The sequence below is a fragment of the Rhizobium sp. BK251 genome, from assembly GCF_004345245.1.
Taxonomy (GTDB): domain Bacteria; phylum Pseudomonadota; class Alphaproteobacteria; order Rhizobiales; family Rhizobiaceae; genus Rhizobium.
Genome location: NZ_SLUQ01000001.1, coordinates 443,259 through 458,241 on the forward strand (window position 1 = coordinate 443,259; position 14,983 = coordinate 458,241).

The 14,983-nt window shown below is 63.1% G+C and carries 15 protein-coding genes and 1 riboswitch; of the genes, 8 read left to right on the forward strand and 7 right to left on the reverse strand.

The genetic code is table 11. From position 1 onward, the window contains the following. Positions 1–11: 11 nt before the first annotated feature. From EV286_RS02075 to EV286_RS02085, 3 genes are all read right to left on the reverse strand, one after another. A complete protein-coding gene (locus tag EV286_RS02075; protein ID WP_132955336.1) occupies positions 12–1,442 on the reverse strand; it encodes an FAD-binding oxidoreductase in 1,431 nt (476 codons plus the stop codon). 20 nt (positions 1,443–1,462) lie between these two features. After that, positions 1,463–2,437 (reverse strand): L-threonylcarbamoyladenylate synthase, encoded by a 975-nt coding sequence (locus EV286_RS02080; RefSeq protein ID WP_132955337.1) that lies wholly within the window; start codon positions 2,435–2,437, stop codon positions 1,463–1,465. Positions 2,438–2,521: 84 nt separating this feature from the next. Further along, positions 2,522–3,163, reverse strand: a complete 642-nt coding sequence (locus EV286_RS02085; protein ID WP_132955338.1) for a DUF6656 family protein — start codon at positions 3,161–3,163, stop codon at positions 2,522–2,524. A 338-nt stretch (positions 3,164–3,501) separates the two neighbouring features. Further along, positions 3,502–3,704: riboswitch (cobalamin riboswitch) on the forward strand. Between the two features lie 104 nt (positions 3,705–3,808). Between EV286_RS02085 and EV286_RS02090 the strand changes: the two genes are divergently transcribed. Together EV286_RS02090 and EV286_RS02095 are read left to right on the forward strand one after the other, a co-directional pair. Next, positions 3,809–5,053, forward strand: a complete 1,245-nt coding sequence (locus tag EV286_RS02090) for an aromatic ring-hydroxylating dioxygenase subunit alpha (protein WP_132955339.1) — start codon at positions 3,809–3,811, stop codon at positions 5,051–5,053. A gap of 1 nt (position 5,054) precedes the next feature. Then, positions 5,055–6,137 (forward strand): hybrid-cluster NAD(P)-dependent oxidoreductase, encoded by a 1,083-nt coding sequence (locus EV286_RS02095; RefSeq protein WP_132955340.1) that lies wholly within the window; start codon positions 5,055–5,057, stop codon positions 6,135–6,137. A 22-nt stretch (positions 6,138–6,159) separates the two neighbouring features. Here the strand turns inward: EV286_RS02095 and EV286_RS02100 are convergent, their stop codons facing one another. Continuing rightward, positions 6,160–7,140, reverse strand: a complete 981-nt coding sequence (locus EV286_RS02100) for a GH25 family lysozyme (protein ID WP_132955341.1) — start codon at positions 7,138–7,140, stop codon at positions 6,160–6,162. 166 nt (positions 7,141–7,306) lie between these two features. On the opposite strand from EV286_RS02100, the gene EV286_RS02105 reads away from it, so the two are divergent. Further along, a complete protein-coding gene (locus EV286_RS02105) occupies positions 7,307–7,870 on the forward strand; it encodes a BA14K family protein (RefSeq protein ID WP_132955342.1) in 564 nt (187 codons plus the stop codon). A gap of 58 nt (positions 7,871–7,928) precedes the next feature. Here EV286_RS02105 and EV286_RS02110 read toward each other — a convergent pair whose 3' ends face one another. After that, on the reverse strand, positions 7,929–8,927 hold the full coding sequence (locus EV286_RS02110; protein WP_132955343.1) for a transporter: 999 nt from the start codon (positions 8,925–8,927) through the stop codon (positions 7,929–7,931). 256 nt (positions 8,928–9,183) lie between these two features. Here EV286_RS02110 and EV286_RS02115 point away from each other — a divergent pair, with 256 nt between their 5' ends. From EV286_RS02115 to EV286_RS02130, 4 genes are all read left to right on the forward strand, one after another. Then, on the forward strand, positions 9,184–10,962 hold the full coding sequence (locus EV286_RS02115; protein WP_132955344.1) for an acyl-CoA dehydrogenase: 1,779 nt from the start codon (positions 9,184–9,186) through the stop codon (positions 10,960–10,962). Positions 10,963–10,972: 10 nt separating this feature from the next. Continuing rightward, the gene (locus EV286_RS02120; protein WP_132955345.1) at positions 10,973–11,725 is read left to right on the forward strand and encodes a crotonase/enoyl-CoA hydratase family protein; all 753 of its coding nucleotides are present in this window, start codon (positions 10,973–10,975) and stop codon (positions 11,723–11,725) included. A 66-nt stretch (positions 11,726–11,791) separates the two neighbouring features. Then, positions 11,792–12,163: a metalloregulator ArsR/SmtB family transcription factor gene (locus EV286_RS02125; RefSeq protein WP_132955346.1), complete on the forward strand. Its 372-nt coding sequence runs from the start codon at positions 11,792–11,794 to the stop codon at positions 12,161–12,163. Then, positions 12,156–12,626 (forward strand): SRPBCC family protein, encoded by a 471-nt coding sequence (locus tag EV286_RS02130; protein ID WP_132955347.1) that lies wholly within the window; start codon positions 12,156–12,158, stop codon positions 12,624–12,626. The genes EV286_RS02125 and EV286_RS02130 overlap by 8 nt, the downstream gene beginning before the upstream one ends. A gap of 96 nt (positions 12,627–12,722) precedes the next feature. Here EV286_RS02130 and EV286_RS02135 read toward each other — a convergent pair whose 3' ends face one another. Next, positions 12,723–13,085: a VOC family protein gene (locus tag EV286_RS02135; RefSeq protein ID WP_132955348.1), complete on the reverse strand. Its 363-nt coding sequence runs from the start codon at positions 13,083–13,085 to the stop codon at positions 12,723–12,725. A 16-nt stretch (positions 13,086–13,101) separates the two neighbouring features. Next, positions 13,102–13,986: an alpha/beta hydrolase gene (locus EV286_RS02140; protein ID WP_132955349.1), complete on the reverse strand. Its 885-nt coding sequence runs from the start codon at positions 13,984–13,986 to the stop codon at positions 13,102–13,104. Positions 13,987–14,226: 240 nt separating this feature from the next. On the opposite strand from EV286_RS02140, the gene EV286_RS02145 reads away from it, so the two are divergent. Further along, the gene (locus EV286_RS02145; protein ID WP_132955350.1) at positions 14,227–14,877 is read left to right on the forward strand and encodes a TetR/AcrR family transcriptional regulator; all 651 of its coding nucleotides are present in this window, start codon (positions 14,227–14,229) and stop codon (positions 14,875–14,877) included. Positions 14,878–14,983 lie beyond the last annotated feature (106 nt).

The following is a 14,983-nucleotide window of genomic DNA, read 5'->3' on the forward strand; positions in this document are numbered from 1 at the left end:
CCGACAGCGCCTCAGACGTTGACGACCTTGCCCGGGTTCATGATGCCGGCGGGGTCGAAGGCGCGCTTGATGCGGCGCATCAGATCCATCTCGATTTCCGAACGGATCGAAGCAAGCTCGTCGCGCTTCAGCTGGCCGATCCCGTGCTCGGCCGAAATCGAGCCGCCATGGGCAAGCACCAATCCGTGGACGATGCCGTTCATCTCGTGCCAGCGTGCGATGAAGGCGTCCTTGTCGACGCCGACGGGCTGGGAAATGTTGTAGTGGATGTTGCCGTCGCCCATGTGACCGAAGGCGCAGATGCGCGCGCCGGGCATTGCCGCCATCACCGCCTCTTCCGCCTGGTGCATGAATTCCGGGATCTGCGATACGGGAACCGAGACATCGTGCTTGATCGAGCCGCCCTCGGGCTTCTGCGCCTCCGACATGCTTTCCCGCATGTGCCAGAGCGCCTTTTGCTGGGCGACCGACGAGGCGATGACGGCATCCTGCACGAGACCCGCTTCGAAGCCCTGCTCCAGCAGCGTCGTCATCATCCGTTCGGCAGTCTCGGCAGAATCCGAGGTTGAGATATCGATCAGCACATACCAGGGATGTGGTGATTCCAGCGGATCGCGCACGCCCTCGATGTTGCGGGCGGTGATCTCCACGCCAAAGCGCGGCATCAGCTCGAAGCCGGTCAGGGCCGGACCGCACAGGCTGGATGCCTGGTTGAACAGCGCAAGCGCGTCCTCGACGGTGTTGAGACCGGCAAAGGCCACCTGCTTGCCGAGCGGTTGCGGGTACAGCTTCAAGACGGCGGCGGTGATGATGCCGAGCGTGCCTTCCGCGCCGATGAAGAGGTCGCGCAGGTCGTAGCCGGTATTGTCCTTCTTCAGCCGCCGGAGCCCGTTCCAGATCTCGCCGGTCGGCAGCACGACTTCCAGCCCAAGGCAGAGTTGGCGCATGTTGCCATAGGCAAGCACGGCGGTGCCGCCGGCATTGGTGGAGAGGTTACCGCCGATACGGCAGGACCCCTCGGAGCCGAGCGAGAGCGGGAAGAGGCGGCCATGCGCCTCGGCTGCCTTCTGCACCTCGGCGAGGATCGCACCGCCTTCGGCGACGAGGATGTTGGCGACCGGATCGACTTCGCGGACACGGTTCATGCGCTCCAGAGAGACAATGATGTCGGCGCCGCCCTCACGCGGCGTCTGGCCGCCGACAAGGCCGGTATTCCCCGTCTGCGGCACGATCGCGGTACTGGTTTCGCTGGCAAGCTTGAGGATCGCCGAGACCTCCTCGACGGAGCACGGCTTGAGCAGCAGGGGAGAGGCGCCGTGATAGAGTCCGCGGTTCTCGACGAGATGCGGGGCAAGATCGGCCGCATCGCGCAGCGCGTGCCGCTCGCCGACGATCGCCGTGAAGCGTTCGAGAAGTTCCTGTGAGATCATCGTTCCGCCCATTGGGTCTTCTGCCTCCCGTCCTATTCCCTCGGGGCTGCGGCGCGCCGCAGCCGGTCGTTGATCGCCTCGCCCAGCCCCTCCTCGGGAATGGCGGAAAAGGCGATCGTGGCCGCGCCGCTGGCATCGGCCTTCTTCATGAAGTCGAAGAGGTTCGTCGCCGCCTCCGAAAGGTCGCCGCCGGGGCTGAGGTTGAGAACGGCCGCCGCCGCCTCTACGCCGGAAACGGGTGCGTCGCCGAAGCGGATCAGCGCCTCGCCGGCGTTAACCTCTGTGGCGTTGAGCCGGACTGCAGCCCCCGGCGCGTAGTGCGAGGCGAGCATGCCCGGTGCCTCGATAGCCGCCTTGCCGGCGCCGTTGCGCAGCAGCTTCCTGCCGGCGACTCGCTCGATCTCCTCCGCCGCCAGCCCGCCCGGCCGCAGCAGCCGCAATTCGCCGTCCTCGATCTTGACGATCGTCGATTCGACGCCGACAGCGGACGCGCCGGCATCGAGGATGAGCGGGATCTTCTCACCAAGGTCGTCCGCGACGTGTTCCGCGGTCGTCGAGCTCACCTTGCCGGACGTGTTGGCGCTGGGGGCGGCAAGCGGCCTGCCGAAGGCACCGATCAGGCGACCGGCAAAGCCCACCGGTACGCGGATGCCGACGCTGTCGAGCCCGGCTGTCGCAAGCGCATGGATGGCGCTGTCCGACCTGAGCGGCAGGACCAGCGTCAGCGGCCCGGGCCAGAAGGCCTCAGCAAGCCGTCGCGAAAGCGGATCGAAGATCGCGTGACGCTCCGCCATCTCAAGGCCGGACATGTGGGCGATCAGCGGGTTGAAACGCGGCCGGCCCTTGGTCTCGTAGATGCGGGTGATGGCGAGCGGGTTGGTTGCGTCGGCGGCAAGTCCGTAGACGGTTTCCGTCGGAAGCGCGATCGGAAAGCCGTCGGAGAGCACCTTGCAGGCCTCGACGATCGCCGTCTCTTCGTTCGTTCCAATGTCGATGTGTCTTGCCATGGCCTGACCGGTTCGCAGTTCAGGCTGTCATTAGGCTTTCCGACGCCGGGGATCAATTGCCTTTCTCGACGCGGGTGGCTGCCCTCAGAGCTGGCGGATGATGTCCCGCAACTGCTCGTGTCGTGCGCCCAGAAGCAGCACGTTCCTGATGGCGACCTGCGGGTCATGGGTGTGGAAGAGCACACCGTTACCCCTGATGTTGCGGTCGATGACCATCTTCGGCCGGCTCGGCGCGTCGCTTTCGGCTTCCGCCTCGGCAGAGTCTTCCGAGGGGGTCATCGCGACGGCGAAGTACATGCGGGAATATTTCGGGTTGAACTGCTCGAAGAAATTGTCGTTGTCGCCGATCTCCGCATAGAAGTTGGCGATGTAGAAGGCCCAGTTCACGCCCTCGTACTGCGCAAAGCGGGTGCGCGCGGCGGTCACATGGCAGTAACCGAGATGAGGGCTCCCCCTCAGCGTCCGGTGGAATATCAGCTTGGGAAACCTGATGGAATCGTGGAAGCCGTTCAGGCGCTCGACCGTCTTTTCGCCGGCCGCTCTCAGCTTGCGGCCAGTGAGTTCCGCCACCGCCTCGTGGGAGAGATAGCGACGCCCACCGGCGAGCTCGTTTTCCTTTGCGCGGGTGATCTTGCCCGTGCGGAGGAACTCGGAATGGATCGTTGCGGCGGTGGCGGCGGGCGGCGGCACCTGGTTGCTCGCATCGTAGTATCGGAGCCTTGCCATCGCCTGCACTCTTTCCAATCTTGTGTCCGTGCGGGCAGGATAGGGGCCCATGCTTAATGCCGGCTTAAGGTGACGGCCTCGGCTGTGCCGTTATGATGCCACAACCGCGTTGCCGACTTCCGTTTTCGGCGGCATGTGTCGCAAACGGAATGGGCCGTCCCCAAGGTCTCGCCGACGTCAGCGGCGACGTGGCTGCCAGCGGAGTGCTGGAGCCTCTAACGCATTGAATTGAAGGGTGATCCTCGAACCGCGCTCACGGCGCGATCACAGCTTCTGTGCTGTCGCCAATTTCGAAGCCCATGTCGCATTGCAGCCACGCGGCGGCAAGGACCGATGCTTATATGAAGCAATCTCAAGGTGCCGCCCGATAGGGAGGCGGAGAATTGGGAAGCCGGTCGAAATCCGGCGCTGCCCCCGCAACGGTGGTGGAGCATAACGCGGCAAAACAGCCACTGGGCATTCAAGCCTGGGAAGGCGCCGCGATCGTCCCTGCGGGGACGGCTCCTGAGCCCGGAAACCAGCCTGGGGATAGAGATTCTGAACTGGCCGCGGCGGGCGGCCGGAGGAAAACGTGCCGGGGTCTTTCGGGGCCGGTCGAGCCGTGTCCTCCGCCCGCAACGACAGCGAGATGCACGAGGATATGCAATGGATATTCGCAGCAATGTTTTGAGGCAGTTGAAGAACCGCCGCCAGGGTTTCAGCCTGGAACAGCCTTTTTACACCGACCCCGACTATTTCAAGCTGGACATGGAATTGCTCTACTATCGCGACTGGCTGTTTATCGGCCATGATTGCGAAGTGCCGAGGGCCGGGAACTATTTCACCGTACAGGTCGGCGAATATCCCGTCGTCATCGTGCGCGGCCGTGACAACCAGATCCGCGCCTTCCACAACAGCTGTCGCCACCGCGGTTCGCGCGTCTGCACCTCCGACCGCGGCTCCTCGGCAAAGCTCGTGTGCCCTTATCACCAGTGGACCTACGAACTCGACGGCTCGCTGCTTTTCGCCCGCCATATGGCGGAGGATTTTGACAAGAGCCAGTTCGGCCTGAAGCCGGCCCATTGCGAGAGCGTTGCAGGCTACATCTTCATCTGCCTCGCGAAGAACGCCCCGGATTTCGCGCCGGTTCGCAATTCCATCGAACCCTACATGAAGCCGCACCGCATCGGCGAGGCGAAGATCGCCTTCCAGAGCACCATCATCGAGAAGGGCAACTGGAAGCTCGTCTGGGAAAACAACCGCGAATGCTATCATTGCGCGGCCAACCATCCGGAACTCTGCCGTACCTTCCCGGAAGCACCGACCGTCAGCGGCGTGCAGGGCGCGTTCGACGATCCCGTCATCGCCGAGCACTGGAGCCGCTGCGAGCGTGCCGGCCTGCCGAGCGAGTTCAAGATTTCGCCGGACGGCCAGTTCCGCACGGCGCGCATGCCGCTGATCGAAGGCGCGGAAAGCTACACCATGTCAGGCCAGCGCGCCGTCAAGCGGCCGCTTTCTGATGACGTGACGGTCAGCCACATCGGCACGATGCTGCTCTTCCACTATCCGACGACGTGGAATCACATGCTCGGCGACCATGCGATCTCCTTCCGCGTGCTGCCGATCGGTCCAAACGAGACCGCCGTCACGACGAAGTGGATCGTCCACAAGGATGCCGTCGAGGGCGTGGACTACAATCTCGACGAGTTGACGCATGTCTGGACGGAAACCAACGACCAGGATCGCCGCATCGTCGAGGAAAACGCGTTCGGCATCCACTCGCCGGCCTATGAGCCCGGCCCCTATTCGGAGGCCGACGAGGGCGGCGTCATGCAGTTCGTGGAATGGTACTCCAACTTCATGATCAACCGGCTCCAGGGCGACCAGGCCAAGCTTTCCGTGGTGGCGTGAGATGAACATGGCGGTTTCCTTCCAGCACCTCGACCAGATGCAGCCCTGGAACGACAGGCTGCATCTTCTCGAATGCCTTTCGGCCACTCCGGAGGCGCCGGACGTGATGACCTTCACGTTCCGCTCCGACCGCGAGAACTGGTTCCGCTACCTGCCGGGCCAGTTCGTCACGCTGGAGTTGCCGACGGGGCCGGAACCCGCCATGCGCACCTATACGCTTTCCTCCAGTCCCTCGCGGCCCTTCTCTGTCGCGGTGACGGTGAAGGCGCAGAAGGACAGCGTCGGCACGCGCTGGATGTTCGAGAACCTGAAGCCCGGCATGCGCATTCGCGCTTATGGGCCGGTCGGCGATTTCTCCCATGTCCGCCATCCGGGGGAGAAATATCTCTTCCTCTCGGCCGGCTCCGGCATCACGCCGATGATGTCGATGACGCGCTACATGGCCGATACGGCGCCGCTGTCGGACATCACCTTCATCAACTGTTCCCGCAGCCCCTCCGACATCATCTTCCGCTCCGAGCTCGAATATCTGGCGCGGTTCATGCCCAGTCTCGACCTCGGCTTCATCGTCGAGCAGTGCGGCCGCACCGACCTGTGGTCGGGCCTGAAGGGGCGGATCGACAAGGCGAAGATCGCGCTGCTCGCGCACGACTTCATGGAGCGGACGATCTTCTGCTGCGGCCCGGAAGTCTTCATGGAATCCGTCCGCTCGATGCTCGAGGCGCACGGCTTCGACATGTCGCGCTATCATCAGGAAAGCTTCCTGCCGGCCGAGGCGCCGACACCGCTTGCCGAGGTGAGCGACGATGCGCCGGCGGAGGAGGGGACGACGATCCGGTTCTCCATGGCCGGCAAGGATGCGGCCTGCGCGTCGGGCCAGACGATCCTGCAGGCGGCGCGTGCCGCCGGTGTGCGCATCGGAGCGGCCTGCGAATCCGGCCTCTGCGGCACCTGTCGCGTCATGAAGCTCTCGGGCGAGGTCGAGATGAGCCACAATGGCGGCATTCTCGACGATGAAATCGACGAGGGATACATCCTCGCCTGCTGCTCGCGGCCGAAGACGGACGTAGAGATCGAGGCCTGAGGTCTTCGCGCACGCGAACAGCTCAGTCCGCGGGCCTCCCCCCACGTGGCTTGGAACCGATCGATGAGGTGACGATCGGGTCGAGTGGGAACGGCATGGCGGGCAGCTGCCATGTGCAGGATTTCGCTGCCGCAATCATGATTTCCGGTTCCAGCGGCTTTGCCGGCAAAAGGTGGCCATGTGGCCATATCTTTGCGAGGTGCTGCTTGCCCATCGGAACGACATTGACGTCGATATCCCTCAACGTTCCGGTCACGCGGTAAGGGCATTTTCTCTTGCTGCAGTTCGTAGCCGACGAGAATTGCCAGAGCGCATAGTTCTCCCAGTTGCCGAGGGGAAAGACACCGACGATGTCGGGCTTGTAGCGCGCATACCAGAGCGGCAGCCGCGACAGGATCGGATACTCGCGCCTATGCGCCGCGATATACCTAGCCGTATCGTGGTTCGTGTAGAGGATCGGATAGCGCCCCGTGCGCGTCTTGATGTGCCCGGCAAAGATCTGCGCGTCCTCGAGCGACATGTATTTTTCGGGGTCGATCCCCTCTATGTCGAGGGCCATGAGCTCGTCAGGCTTCGGATCGGCGTAAGCGAGAAAGTGATTGGCCTGGTCCACCGGATTGCCGGGGCGGGCGAGGTGATAGGCGCCCCAGAGCAGGCCGTTGGCGCGCGCCACCATGCGGCGCGTCTGGTAGAGTTCGCGGCTCACCGCATATTTCCGCCACATGGTCTTGCAGTGCGCGACGGTATCGCCCGCATGGTCGCCATCGCAGCTGAAGCTTTCCGGCAGGCCGTCCGACGCCTTGGAGATGAAGCCGGCGATGCGTCTGTCCTGGAGGAGCGCATCCCAGTCTATCATGTTAAGTTCGTAGGCATCGATGACGAGGGCGTTTTTCGTGTCGCGCCAAGGCCCGCGATCGGCACTCGCCGCATCGTGCGCCGGCGCGGCCAGGGCCAGCGCCAGAAGGACCGCATGCAAGTTTAGCACCCGCCAGAATCCCGCCATCGGAATAGGTTGGGTATGGCCGGTTAATGCCCGGTTAATATTGGTTCTGTTAGAAATTCTTGATAAACTTTCCGGATATTTCCCCGGAAGTAACAGCGGGGAACAAATCAGAAGCGTCGCAGTTGTTATACATAAGCGTCATTCCGCTCAGGATTGGAGATTCACAATGAGTAGGTTGAGCATGAGGATCGCAACCGCGGCCGTTTCTGCGGCCGTGCTTTTGTCGAGTTTCGTGCAGGGCCAAGCCATGCCGCTGCCGCAGGCGCCTGCGGTCCCGCAAGCTGTACCTGCCGCAACCGACGTCCAGAATGTCCAGTTCCAGTATGAACGCCGCAGCCCGGGCCGATACTACGGCGGTTTCGGCGGATACGGTGGCTACGGCGGATATCGCGGCTACCGCCCCTACTATGGCGGCTATAGGCCCTATTATGGCGGCGGCTACCGGCCCTATCGGTACGGCTACTACAACGGCTATCGCGGCTATCCCTACTATCGGTCGGGATATCGCTACTACAACAACTACTGGTTCCCGCTTGCGGCTTTCGGCGCCGGCGCCATCATCGGCGGGGCCATCGCCAGCCAGCCGCGTTACTACGCTGCCCCGGCAGGCGGCATCAACCCGCGCCACGTCTATTGGTGCGAAAGTCGTTACCGCTCCTACAGGTCCTACGACAACACCTTCCAGCCCTATTACGGCCCGCGCCAGCAGTGCTATTCGCCCTACTTTTGAGGGCGAGGGACATCTGTGAATGGTATTCGCGCCCGGCAGAGATGCCGGGCGTCTTCGTTCAGAGGATATTGACCCGCTTCAGCAGCCACCAGGCCAAGAGCACCGACGCGATGATGAGCGCCACCGCATATTCCGTGCCGCCGCTGGAGCCACTGGCAAAAGGCAGATTCGAGGTGTTCATGCCGAAGAAGCCGGTGACGAGCGTCGGCGGAAGCAGGAAGGCCGTCATCAGCGAGAGAATGTAGAGGTGCCGGTTCGTCTCGGATGAGAGCTTCGAGTCGATTTCCTCGTGCAGCAGCCGTGCCCTTTCCTGAAGCGCGTAGACGTCATGATCCACGGATTCCAGCCGGCCGGTGAGGCGACCGGCGATCTCCTCGAAGCCGAAGGGCATTTCATCGTCGTCCGAGGCCGCGGCGCGGCGCATCAGGCTCAGCAGCGTGCGCAGGTGCCGATGAAGCCTGACGATCGTCCGCCGCACAGGGGCCAGACGCCGCCGCTCGTCGCGCGGAGCGTTGTCATAGACGAAATCCTCGATCACGTTGAGTTCTTCCGTCATGTCCATGACGATCGAGATCAGGGTACGCTGGAACTCGACCACCAGCAGTTCGAAAAGGTCGACCGGCCGCTGGAACTTCGCTGCATTCTTTTCGATCGCCATGCGGGCGCGCTCGACGCTGCGCAAGGGCTGCAGGCGCGTCGTGATGATGAAGCGATCGGAAATGGCGAAATGCAGCCAGCCGAGGTCGCGCGTGTCGCGGTCGAATTCGCGCTGGCAATCCACCAGCGTGCCGAAAAGCATCTGGTCGTCCACCGTGACGGCGGCATGGGTGTCGTGCGTGGTAAGGGCAGCCCGCACCGGTTCGGGAAGGCCCTCGATCTCCTCCAGGAGGGCCGGCACGCGCGCATCGGCGAGATTGAGGTGAAGCCAGAAGAATCCGTCCTCGGCCGCGAGATCGCCCTTGTGCGCTTCGTTGGATAGCCGCGCGGGCTTTGCCGCGCCACGGTTGATGCGATAGGCCCAGACGAGGCCGGGAATGTTGGCGGGCAGTGTGTCCATGTCAGTATTCGGTCTTATATTCCGGGGTGTGCAAGCCTAGAGATTCTCCATGACGATCGTTTATGCAAGCGCATACTGTTCTCGTCACGAGAGACGCGGCAGGCATTCGATGCGCCTTTATCGAGGACGATGCAAGCACGGTTCGAAATTGACGTTTACGTAAAAATAAACTAGCCATTGGGCAGGTGGAGCCGGCTCCTTTGTGGGCCGTGGAGCACCCGCATGGGAGCCGGAAGCGCAAGAGCAGGAGGATCGCATGTACAAGGCACCTGTCGATGAGATCGCGTTCACCCTGAAGCATGTTGTGGGCATGAAGGAGGCGCTCGACGCCGGATTGCTCGGTGAACTGAGCGAGGACCTCGTCGATGCCATTCTGCTGGAAGCGGGGCGTTTTGCCAGCGATGAGGTCGCTCCGCTTGCCGACATCGGAGACCGGCAGGGCGCAAGGCTGGTCGACGGCGAGGTCAGGATCCCCGATGGCTGGGCCGATCTCTATCGGGACTGGATCGCCGGCGGCTGGAACGGTTTGACCGCGCCGGAGGAATATGGCGGGCAGGCCCTTCCGCACATGCTGAATGTCGCCGCCCTCGAAATGTGGAACTCCGGCTCGACGGCCTTTGCGCTCGGACCGACGCTGACGATGGCCGGAGTTGAGGCCCTGGTCGCCCACGGCAGCCCCTATCTGCAGGAGACCTATCTTGGAAAGCTCGTCTCCGGCGAATGGAGCGGCACCATGAACCTGACGGAGCCGTATGCAGGTTCGGACGTCGGCGCGCTGAAGATGCGCGCCGAGCGCCGGCCGGACGGAACTTACCGCCTGTTCGGCCAGAAGATCTTCATCACCTGGGGCGACCACGACGCGGTGGACAACATCGTCCATATTGTACTCGCCAGGCTACCGGACTCGCCGCCCGGCACTCGTGGCATCTCGCTCTTCCTCGTGCCGAAATTCCTCGTCAATGCGGATGGATCGCTCGGCGCACGAAACGATATCTTCTGCCATTCCCTCGAGCACAAGCTCGGCATCCATGGCGCCCCGACCTGCACCATGATCTATGGCGACGGAAAGTTCGGTGAGGAAAAGGGCGCAGTCGCCTGGCTTGTCGGTGAGGAGAACAAGGGCATGGTCTGCATGTTCACGATGATGAACAATGCGCGCCTGGCCGTCGGCCTGGAGGGTGTCGCGATAGCCGAGGCGGCCACGCAGAAGGCGCTGCATTACGCGAGGGAGCGTGTACAGGGCCGCGCGCCGGGCTGGACCGGAACGGGCATGAGCCCGATCATCGATCATCCCGATGTCGCCCGCATGCTCCTGACCATGAAGTCACTTACGCAGGGCTCGCGCGCCATCTGCTATGCCTGCGCCCACGCCGTGGACATGGCGGGCCGGGCCGGGGAGCGCGCTCAATACTGGCAGGAGCGGGCGGCGCTTCTGACGCCGATCGCAAAGGCCTTCTCCACCGACGTCGGCGTCGACGTGGCCTCCCTCGGCATCCAGGTGCATGGTGGCATGGGTTTCATCGAGGAGACAGGTGCGGCCCGCTACCTGCGCGATGCGCGCATCGCGCCGATCTACGAGGGTACGAACGGCATCCAGGCGATCGACCTCGTGACCCGCAAGCTTCCCCTTTCCGGCGGCGCGCATGTCCGTGGCTTCATTGCGGAACTGCGGGATCTCGCGGCCGAGGTGCGCGCCTCCAATCTCGATGGTTTCGGGGAAACGGCCGATCGCCTGGTGGCGGCCCTGGATGCGCTGGAGAGAGCCACCGAATGGCTGCTTGCGCGGCAGGCGGAGGGCAAGGTTGCCGAAGCGCTTTCGGGTGCCACGCCTTACCAGCGGCTGTTCGGACTTGTCCTGACCGGCGCCTATCTCGCCAAGGGCGGCCTTGCAAAGGTCGAGGACGGTGCGGGAGAGGGTCGCATTGCGCTCTGCCGCTTCGCGGCGGAGAACATGCTCGCGGAGACGCAGGCTCTCAGCGACTGTGTAATCAGCGGCGCTGCAAGCCTTGAAGCGGCGCGCGCCGCACTGAACTGAGGAAGCGAAAATGTCGGATTATATTCTCGTTGAACGTCCCGAGGCCGTTCCCGGCGCGCAGGTGATCCGCTTCAACCGGCCGGAAAAGAAGAACGCCATCACGCGCGCCATGTATGCCCGCATGACGCAGGCGCTGAAGGCTGCCGATGCCGATCCGGCGACGCGCGTAACCGTGTTCCTGGGCACCGACGGCTGCTTTTCCGCCGGCAACGACCTCGCCGATTTCCTTGCGGTCTCGATGGGCGACGGGTTGGGAAGCGAGCTCCTCGAATTTCTGCAGGCGCTGGCCACCGCAAGGAAACCTCTCGTCTCCGGCGTCGACGGCCTAGCAATCGGGATCGGCACCACCATGCATCTTCACTGCGACATGACCGTCGCTTCGGATCGCAGCTTGTTCAAGACGCCCTTTGTGGACCTGGGGCTCGTGCCGGAGGCAGCCTCAAGCCTGATCGCGCCGCGGCTGATGGGTCACCAGCGCGCCTTCGCGCTTCTCGCTGCCGGCGAAGGCTTTTCGGCCGCGGAGGCCAAGGAAGCCGGCCTAATATGGAAGGTGACGGAACCGGCCAGGCTGGAGGCCGAGACGCTGGCGGTTGCAGCAAAGCTCGCGGCAAGGCCGCCGGAAGCGTTGCGGATCACGCGCGAGCTGATCCGCGGAACGCCCGACGAGGTTCTGGCCCGGATCGATGAGGAGGCACGTCACTTCTCCAACCGGCTGAAGAGCGCCGAAGCACGCGCCGCCTTCGAGACCTTCCTGAAGCGCTGAGTGAATACTTAATTAATTGACTAACTATCGCTTGACGCGATGCCGCTTGCCGTTATACTTAGGCAAATGCTTAACCAATCATTCGAGCTCGACCTCATGTTCCAGGCGCTCGCCGATCCAGCCCGGCGCAGCATGGTGGACCGACTGTGCAAGGGGCCGGCCTCGGTCAGTGAGTTGGCTGAGCCACTTGCGATGTCGCTGCCGTCAGTCATGCAGCATTTGAGGGTGCTGGAGACCAGCGGTCTAGTCCGCTCGGAGAAGACGGGGCGCGTGAGAACCTGCCGTATCGAGCCGGCCGCTTTGACTGTGGCCGAGCGTTGGATCAGCGAACGGTGCACCCATTGGGAGCGGAGTCTCGACCGGCTTGCGGAATATCTGAAGGCAAATCCGGGCGAACCGGACGCACCAACCCAACTGACGGAGGAAGATCATGATTGAGCGCAGCGCGACACATTCCACCTTCTCCATAGAGCGCACCTATGACGCCTCGGCTTCCCGGGTCTTTGCCGCCTGGGCAGATCCGCAGGCGAGGGCGCAATGGGAGGCGATCGGCGAGGGCTTCGAGACGACCTCGCAGGAGAACGATTTCCGGGTTGGCGGCCGCGACGTGACCCACTTCCGCTTCGATGACGCAAGGCTTGCCGCCTATGCGCACTACGAGGACATCGTTGCCAATGAGAGGATCGTCTACAGCTACAGCATGACGCACAACGAGAAGCGAATCTCGGTCTCGCTGACCACCGTGGAACTTATGCCGGCGGGCAAGCAGACGAGGCTGGTGCTGACCGAGCAGATGACGATACTCGACGGCGGCGACAAGCCGGAATACCGGCAACAGGGCATCTCCGCGCAACTCGACCAGCTTGGCGATTTTCTGACGCAGCAGGTGGCGCACTCATAGGACGCATTTGGCCGGTATCGCCAAACGAAAATGCGCCGGCCACGCGACGTGAGTAGACCGCGTCGCTTGTGGCCGGCGGAATGTGTCAGTCGGCCGTCAGCTGCCCAGTACCATGCGGTTTCCCTCGCTGTCGCGAAACTCCGCTATGGTGCGGCCGGGTTGCCAAGGCGCCTGCTGCGGTTCCGTGATGATTTCCACACCGCGGGACTTCAGCTTTTTCACCGTTGCCTCGACATTGCCGTCGACCAGTACCATCACGGGTTCCGCCGAGGGCGTCTCGTCCTTGCGCCTGTTGAAGTGCAGCGCGGTCTCGGCGCCGGGAAATTTCAGCTCGATCCAACGCCATCCGTCCTCGCCCATGGGCGCATCGGCGATGGTCTCGCAGCCGAAATGGTCGGCGTAGAATTGCTTGGCTCGATCCTGGTTGAAGACCGGAAGCTCGGCAAACTGTATGTGCATTGTCGGTTCTCCTTTCTCAGGCGGTGCCCGCTCGCCGCGCGTCATTCTTTTTCAGATCGTCGGCGCTGAAAGCCTGATGCAATGTCTCGGCAAAGAGTTCGGCGTGGAGCTCGAAGCCCATGTGATCTCCGGGGAACATCTGCGGCTCGCTGCCGAGGCCCTTTGCTACCGCAAGCCCCATGTCGTAGATGGGCTGCCCCTCCGATTGCTCGCCGATGCCCACGATGACGCGGGGACGCCCCTTGCGCAACGTCTCGACATCCGGGCGATAGAGCGAAAGCGGCATGATGCCGTGGGCGAGCCAATAATCGAAATTTCCGCTGACCCGGGCAAAGGTCTCGGCGTCCTCGGGGGAGGGCTCGAATTCCGGCGGCCCATCCTCGCCGCCCGGCCCGCCTTCGAGCCCGTTGATCGCGAAGAAACGAGCCATCGCAGCGTCCACGCCCTGGCTGCGATACACATCGTGGATCTCCTTCGCGGCTGCCAGTTCCGCGGAAGGATCATCGAGCATGTTGATCGCGGGCGGCTCATGGGCGACGAGGACTGCTACCCGCTCGGGATGGCGCGCCGCGAGGCTCAGCCCGATCTGAGCACCACCGCTCGTGCCGAACACATGGGCAGGCCCCGCGCCGAGCTCTTCGATCAGCCGCGCGGCATCGTCGGCCTGCATGTCCACGTTCAGCTCGGTCGGCTCTCCGTCAAAGGCGCTGCGCGAATTTCCGCGCGGATCGTAAGCGACGACCTTGTAGCGATCAGCGAGCAACTGGGCGAGCCCGGCGAAGACGCCGGCATCCTGCGGCCCACCCGGAATGATCAGCAACAGCGGCCCTTCACCCCGCGCCTCATGGTAGATTGTAGCTCCCGGCACTTTCAGCCGGGACGATTGGACTTCCTGATGCATTGCGTTCTCCTCCTCTTGAATGCGGCAGATTTCCCATCGGTCCTCGCCGCCGAACGAGCCGGTCGGCCGCTGGCAGGCGATGCGTTTACTGAACCGTGGTCCTGTCCGCCCCCTTTGTTCTCAGATCGAAATGACCGACAAAAGCAGAACTAGACCGTCCAGTATGATACATTGATAAAAACTGGACTGTCCAGTACTGTTCTGTGAGTGAGTGTGTTTCTTTCGTGAAGGTGCGTGAAAATGGTGGCTCCTCGTGACGAAGCGGTGTCGGAAGAGGGCAGGCGCTCCGATCGGAAGCGAAGGGCTATCCTGGCAGCGGCGACCGACGTGTTCCTCGCCGGCGGATATCTCGGCACGAACATGGACGAAATTGCCGCTCGCGCGGCCGTGTCGAAGCAGACCGTCTACAAGCATTTCGAAACGAAGGAGACGCTCTTTGTCGAGATCGTGACCAGCATGACCAACGCGGCTGGCGACACCGTCCACAACGAGATGTCTGAATTCGAGGAAGGTGGGGATCTCGCCGAATACCTTTGCAACTATGCGGCCTGGCAGCTCACGATCGTATTGACGCCGCGCATCATGCAGCTTCGCCGCCTGGTCATCGGCGAGGTGGGTCGCTTCCCGGAACTGGCGAAGGTTCTTTACGAACGCGGACCCATGCGCGCACTGTCCATCCTCGCTTCAGTTTTCGAGCGTCTCGCCGCGCGCGGGCTGCTCACGATCGACGATCCGCTCCTCGCGGCATCCCATTTCAACTGGTTGATCATGTCCGCGCCCCTGAACCAGGCCATGCTTCTGGGAGACGAGGCAATCCCCGGTCCTGAAGAGCTAAAGCGGCATGCTGCGGCGGGAGTGCGCGTGTTCCTCGCGGCCTACGGCAAGGCGTGATCCGGCCGGCGGACAAGACAGCATTCCTGTCATACTCGCCATTGCAATCTTCAAGACCCGCCGGCCGCGAGGTCGCATTATCCGCCGCATAAACCCGGGAAGGCAA

Bases quoted from the DNA above. Each gene is read 5' to 3' on its own strand.
- EV286_RS02075 (WP_132955336.1), bottom strand. From the start codon at position 1,442: ATGGGCGGAACGATGATCTCACAGGAACTTCTCGAACGCTTCACGGCG.
- EV286_RS02080 (WP_132955337.1), bottom strand. From the start codon at position 2,437: ATGGCAAGACACATCGACATTGGAACGAACGAAGAGACGGCGATCGTC.
- EV286_RS02085 (WP_132955338.1), bottom strand. From the start codon at position 3,163: ATGGCAAGGCTCCGATACTACGATGCGAGCAACCAGGTGCCGCCGCCC.
- EV286_RS02090 (WP_132955339.1), top strand. From the start codon at position 3,809: ATGGATATTCGCAGCAATGTTTTGAGGCAGTTGAAGAACCGCCGCCAG.
- EV286_RS02095 (WP_132955340.1), top strand. From the start codon at position 5,055: ATGAACATGGCGGTTTCCTTCCAGCACCTCGACCAGATGCAGCCCTGG.
- EV286_RS02100 (WP_132955341.1), bottom strand. From the start codon at position 7,140: ATGGCGGGATTCTGGCGGGTGCTAAACTTGCATGCGGTCCTTCTGGCG.
- EV286_RS02105 (WP_132955342.1), top strand. From the start codon at position 7,307: ATGAGTAGGTTGAGCATGAGGATCGCAACCGCGGCCGTTTCTGCGGCC.
- EV286_RS02110 (WP_132955343.1), bottom strand. From the start codon at position 8,927: ATGGACACACTGCCCGCCAACATTCCCGGCCTCGTCTGGGCCTATCGC.
- EV286_RS02115 (WP_132955344.1), top strand. From the start codon at position 9,184: ATGTACAAGGCACCTGTCGATGAGATCGCGTTCACCCTGAAGCATGTT.
- EV286_RS02120 (WP_132955345.1), top strand. From the start codon at position 10,973: ATGTCGGATTATATTCTCGTTGAACGTCCCGAGGCCGTTCCCGGCGCG.
- EV286_RS02125 (WP_132955346.1), top strand. From the start codon at position 11,792: ATGCTTAACCAATCATTCGAGCTCGACCTCATGTTCCAGGCGCTCGCC.
- EV286_RS02130 (WP_132955347.1), top strand. From the start codon at position 12,156: ATGATTGAGCGCAGCGCGACACATTCCACCTTCTCCATAGAGCGCACC.
- EV286_RS02135 (WP_132955348.1), bottom strand. From the start codon at position 13,085: ATGCACATACAGTTTGCCGAGCTTCCGGTCTTCAACCAGGATCGAGCC.
- EV286_RS02140 (WP_132955349.1), bottom strand. From the start codon at position 13,986: ATGCATCAGGAAGTCCAATCGTCCCGGCTGAAAGTGCCGGGAGCTACA.
- EV286_RS02145 (WP_132955350.1), top strand. From the start codon at position 14,227: ATGGTGGCTCCTCGTGACGAAGCGGTGTCGGAAGAGGGCAGGCGCTCC.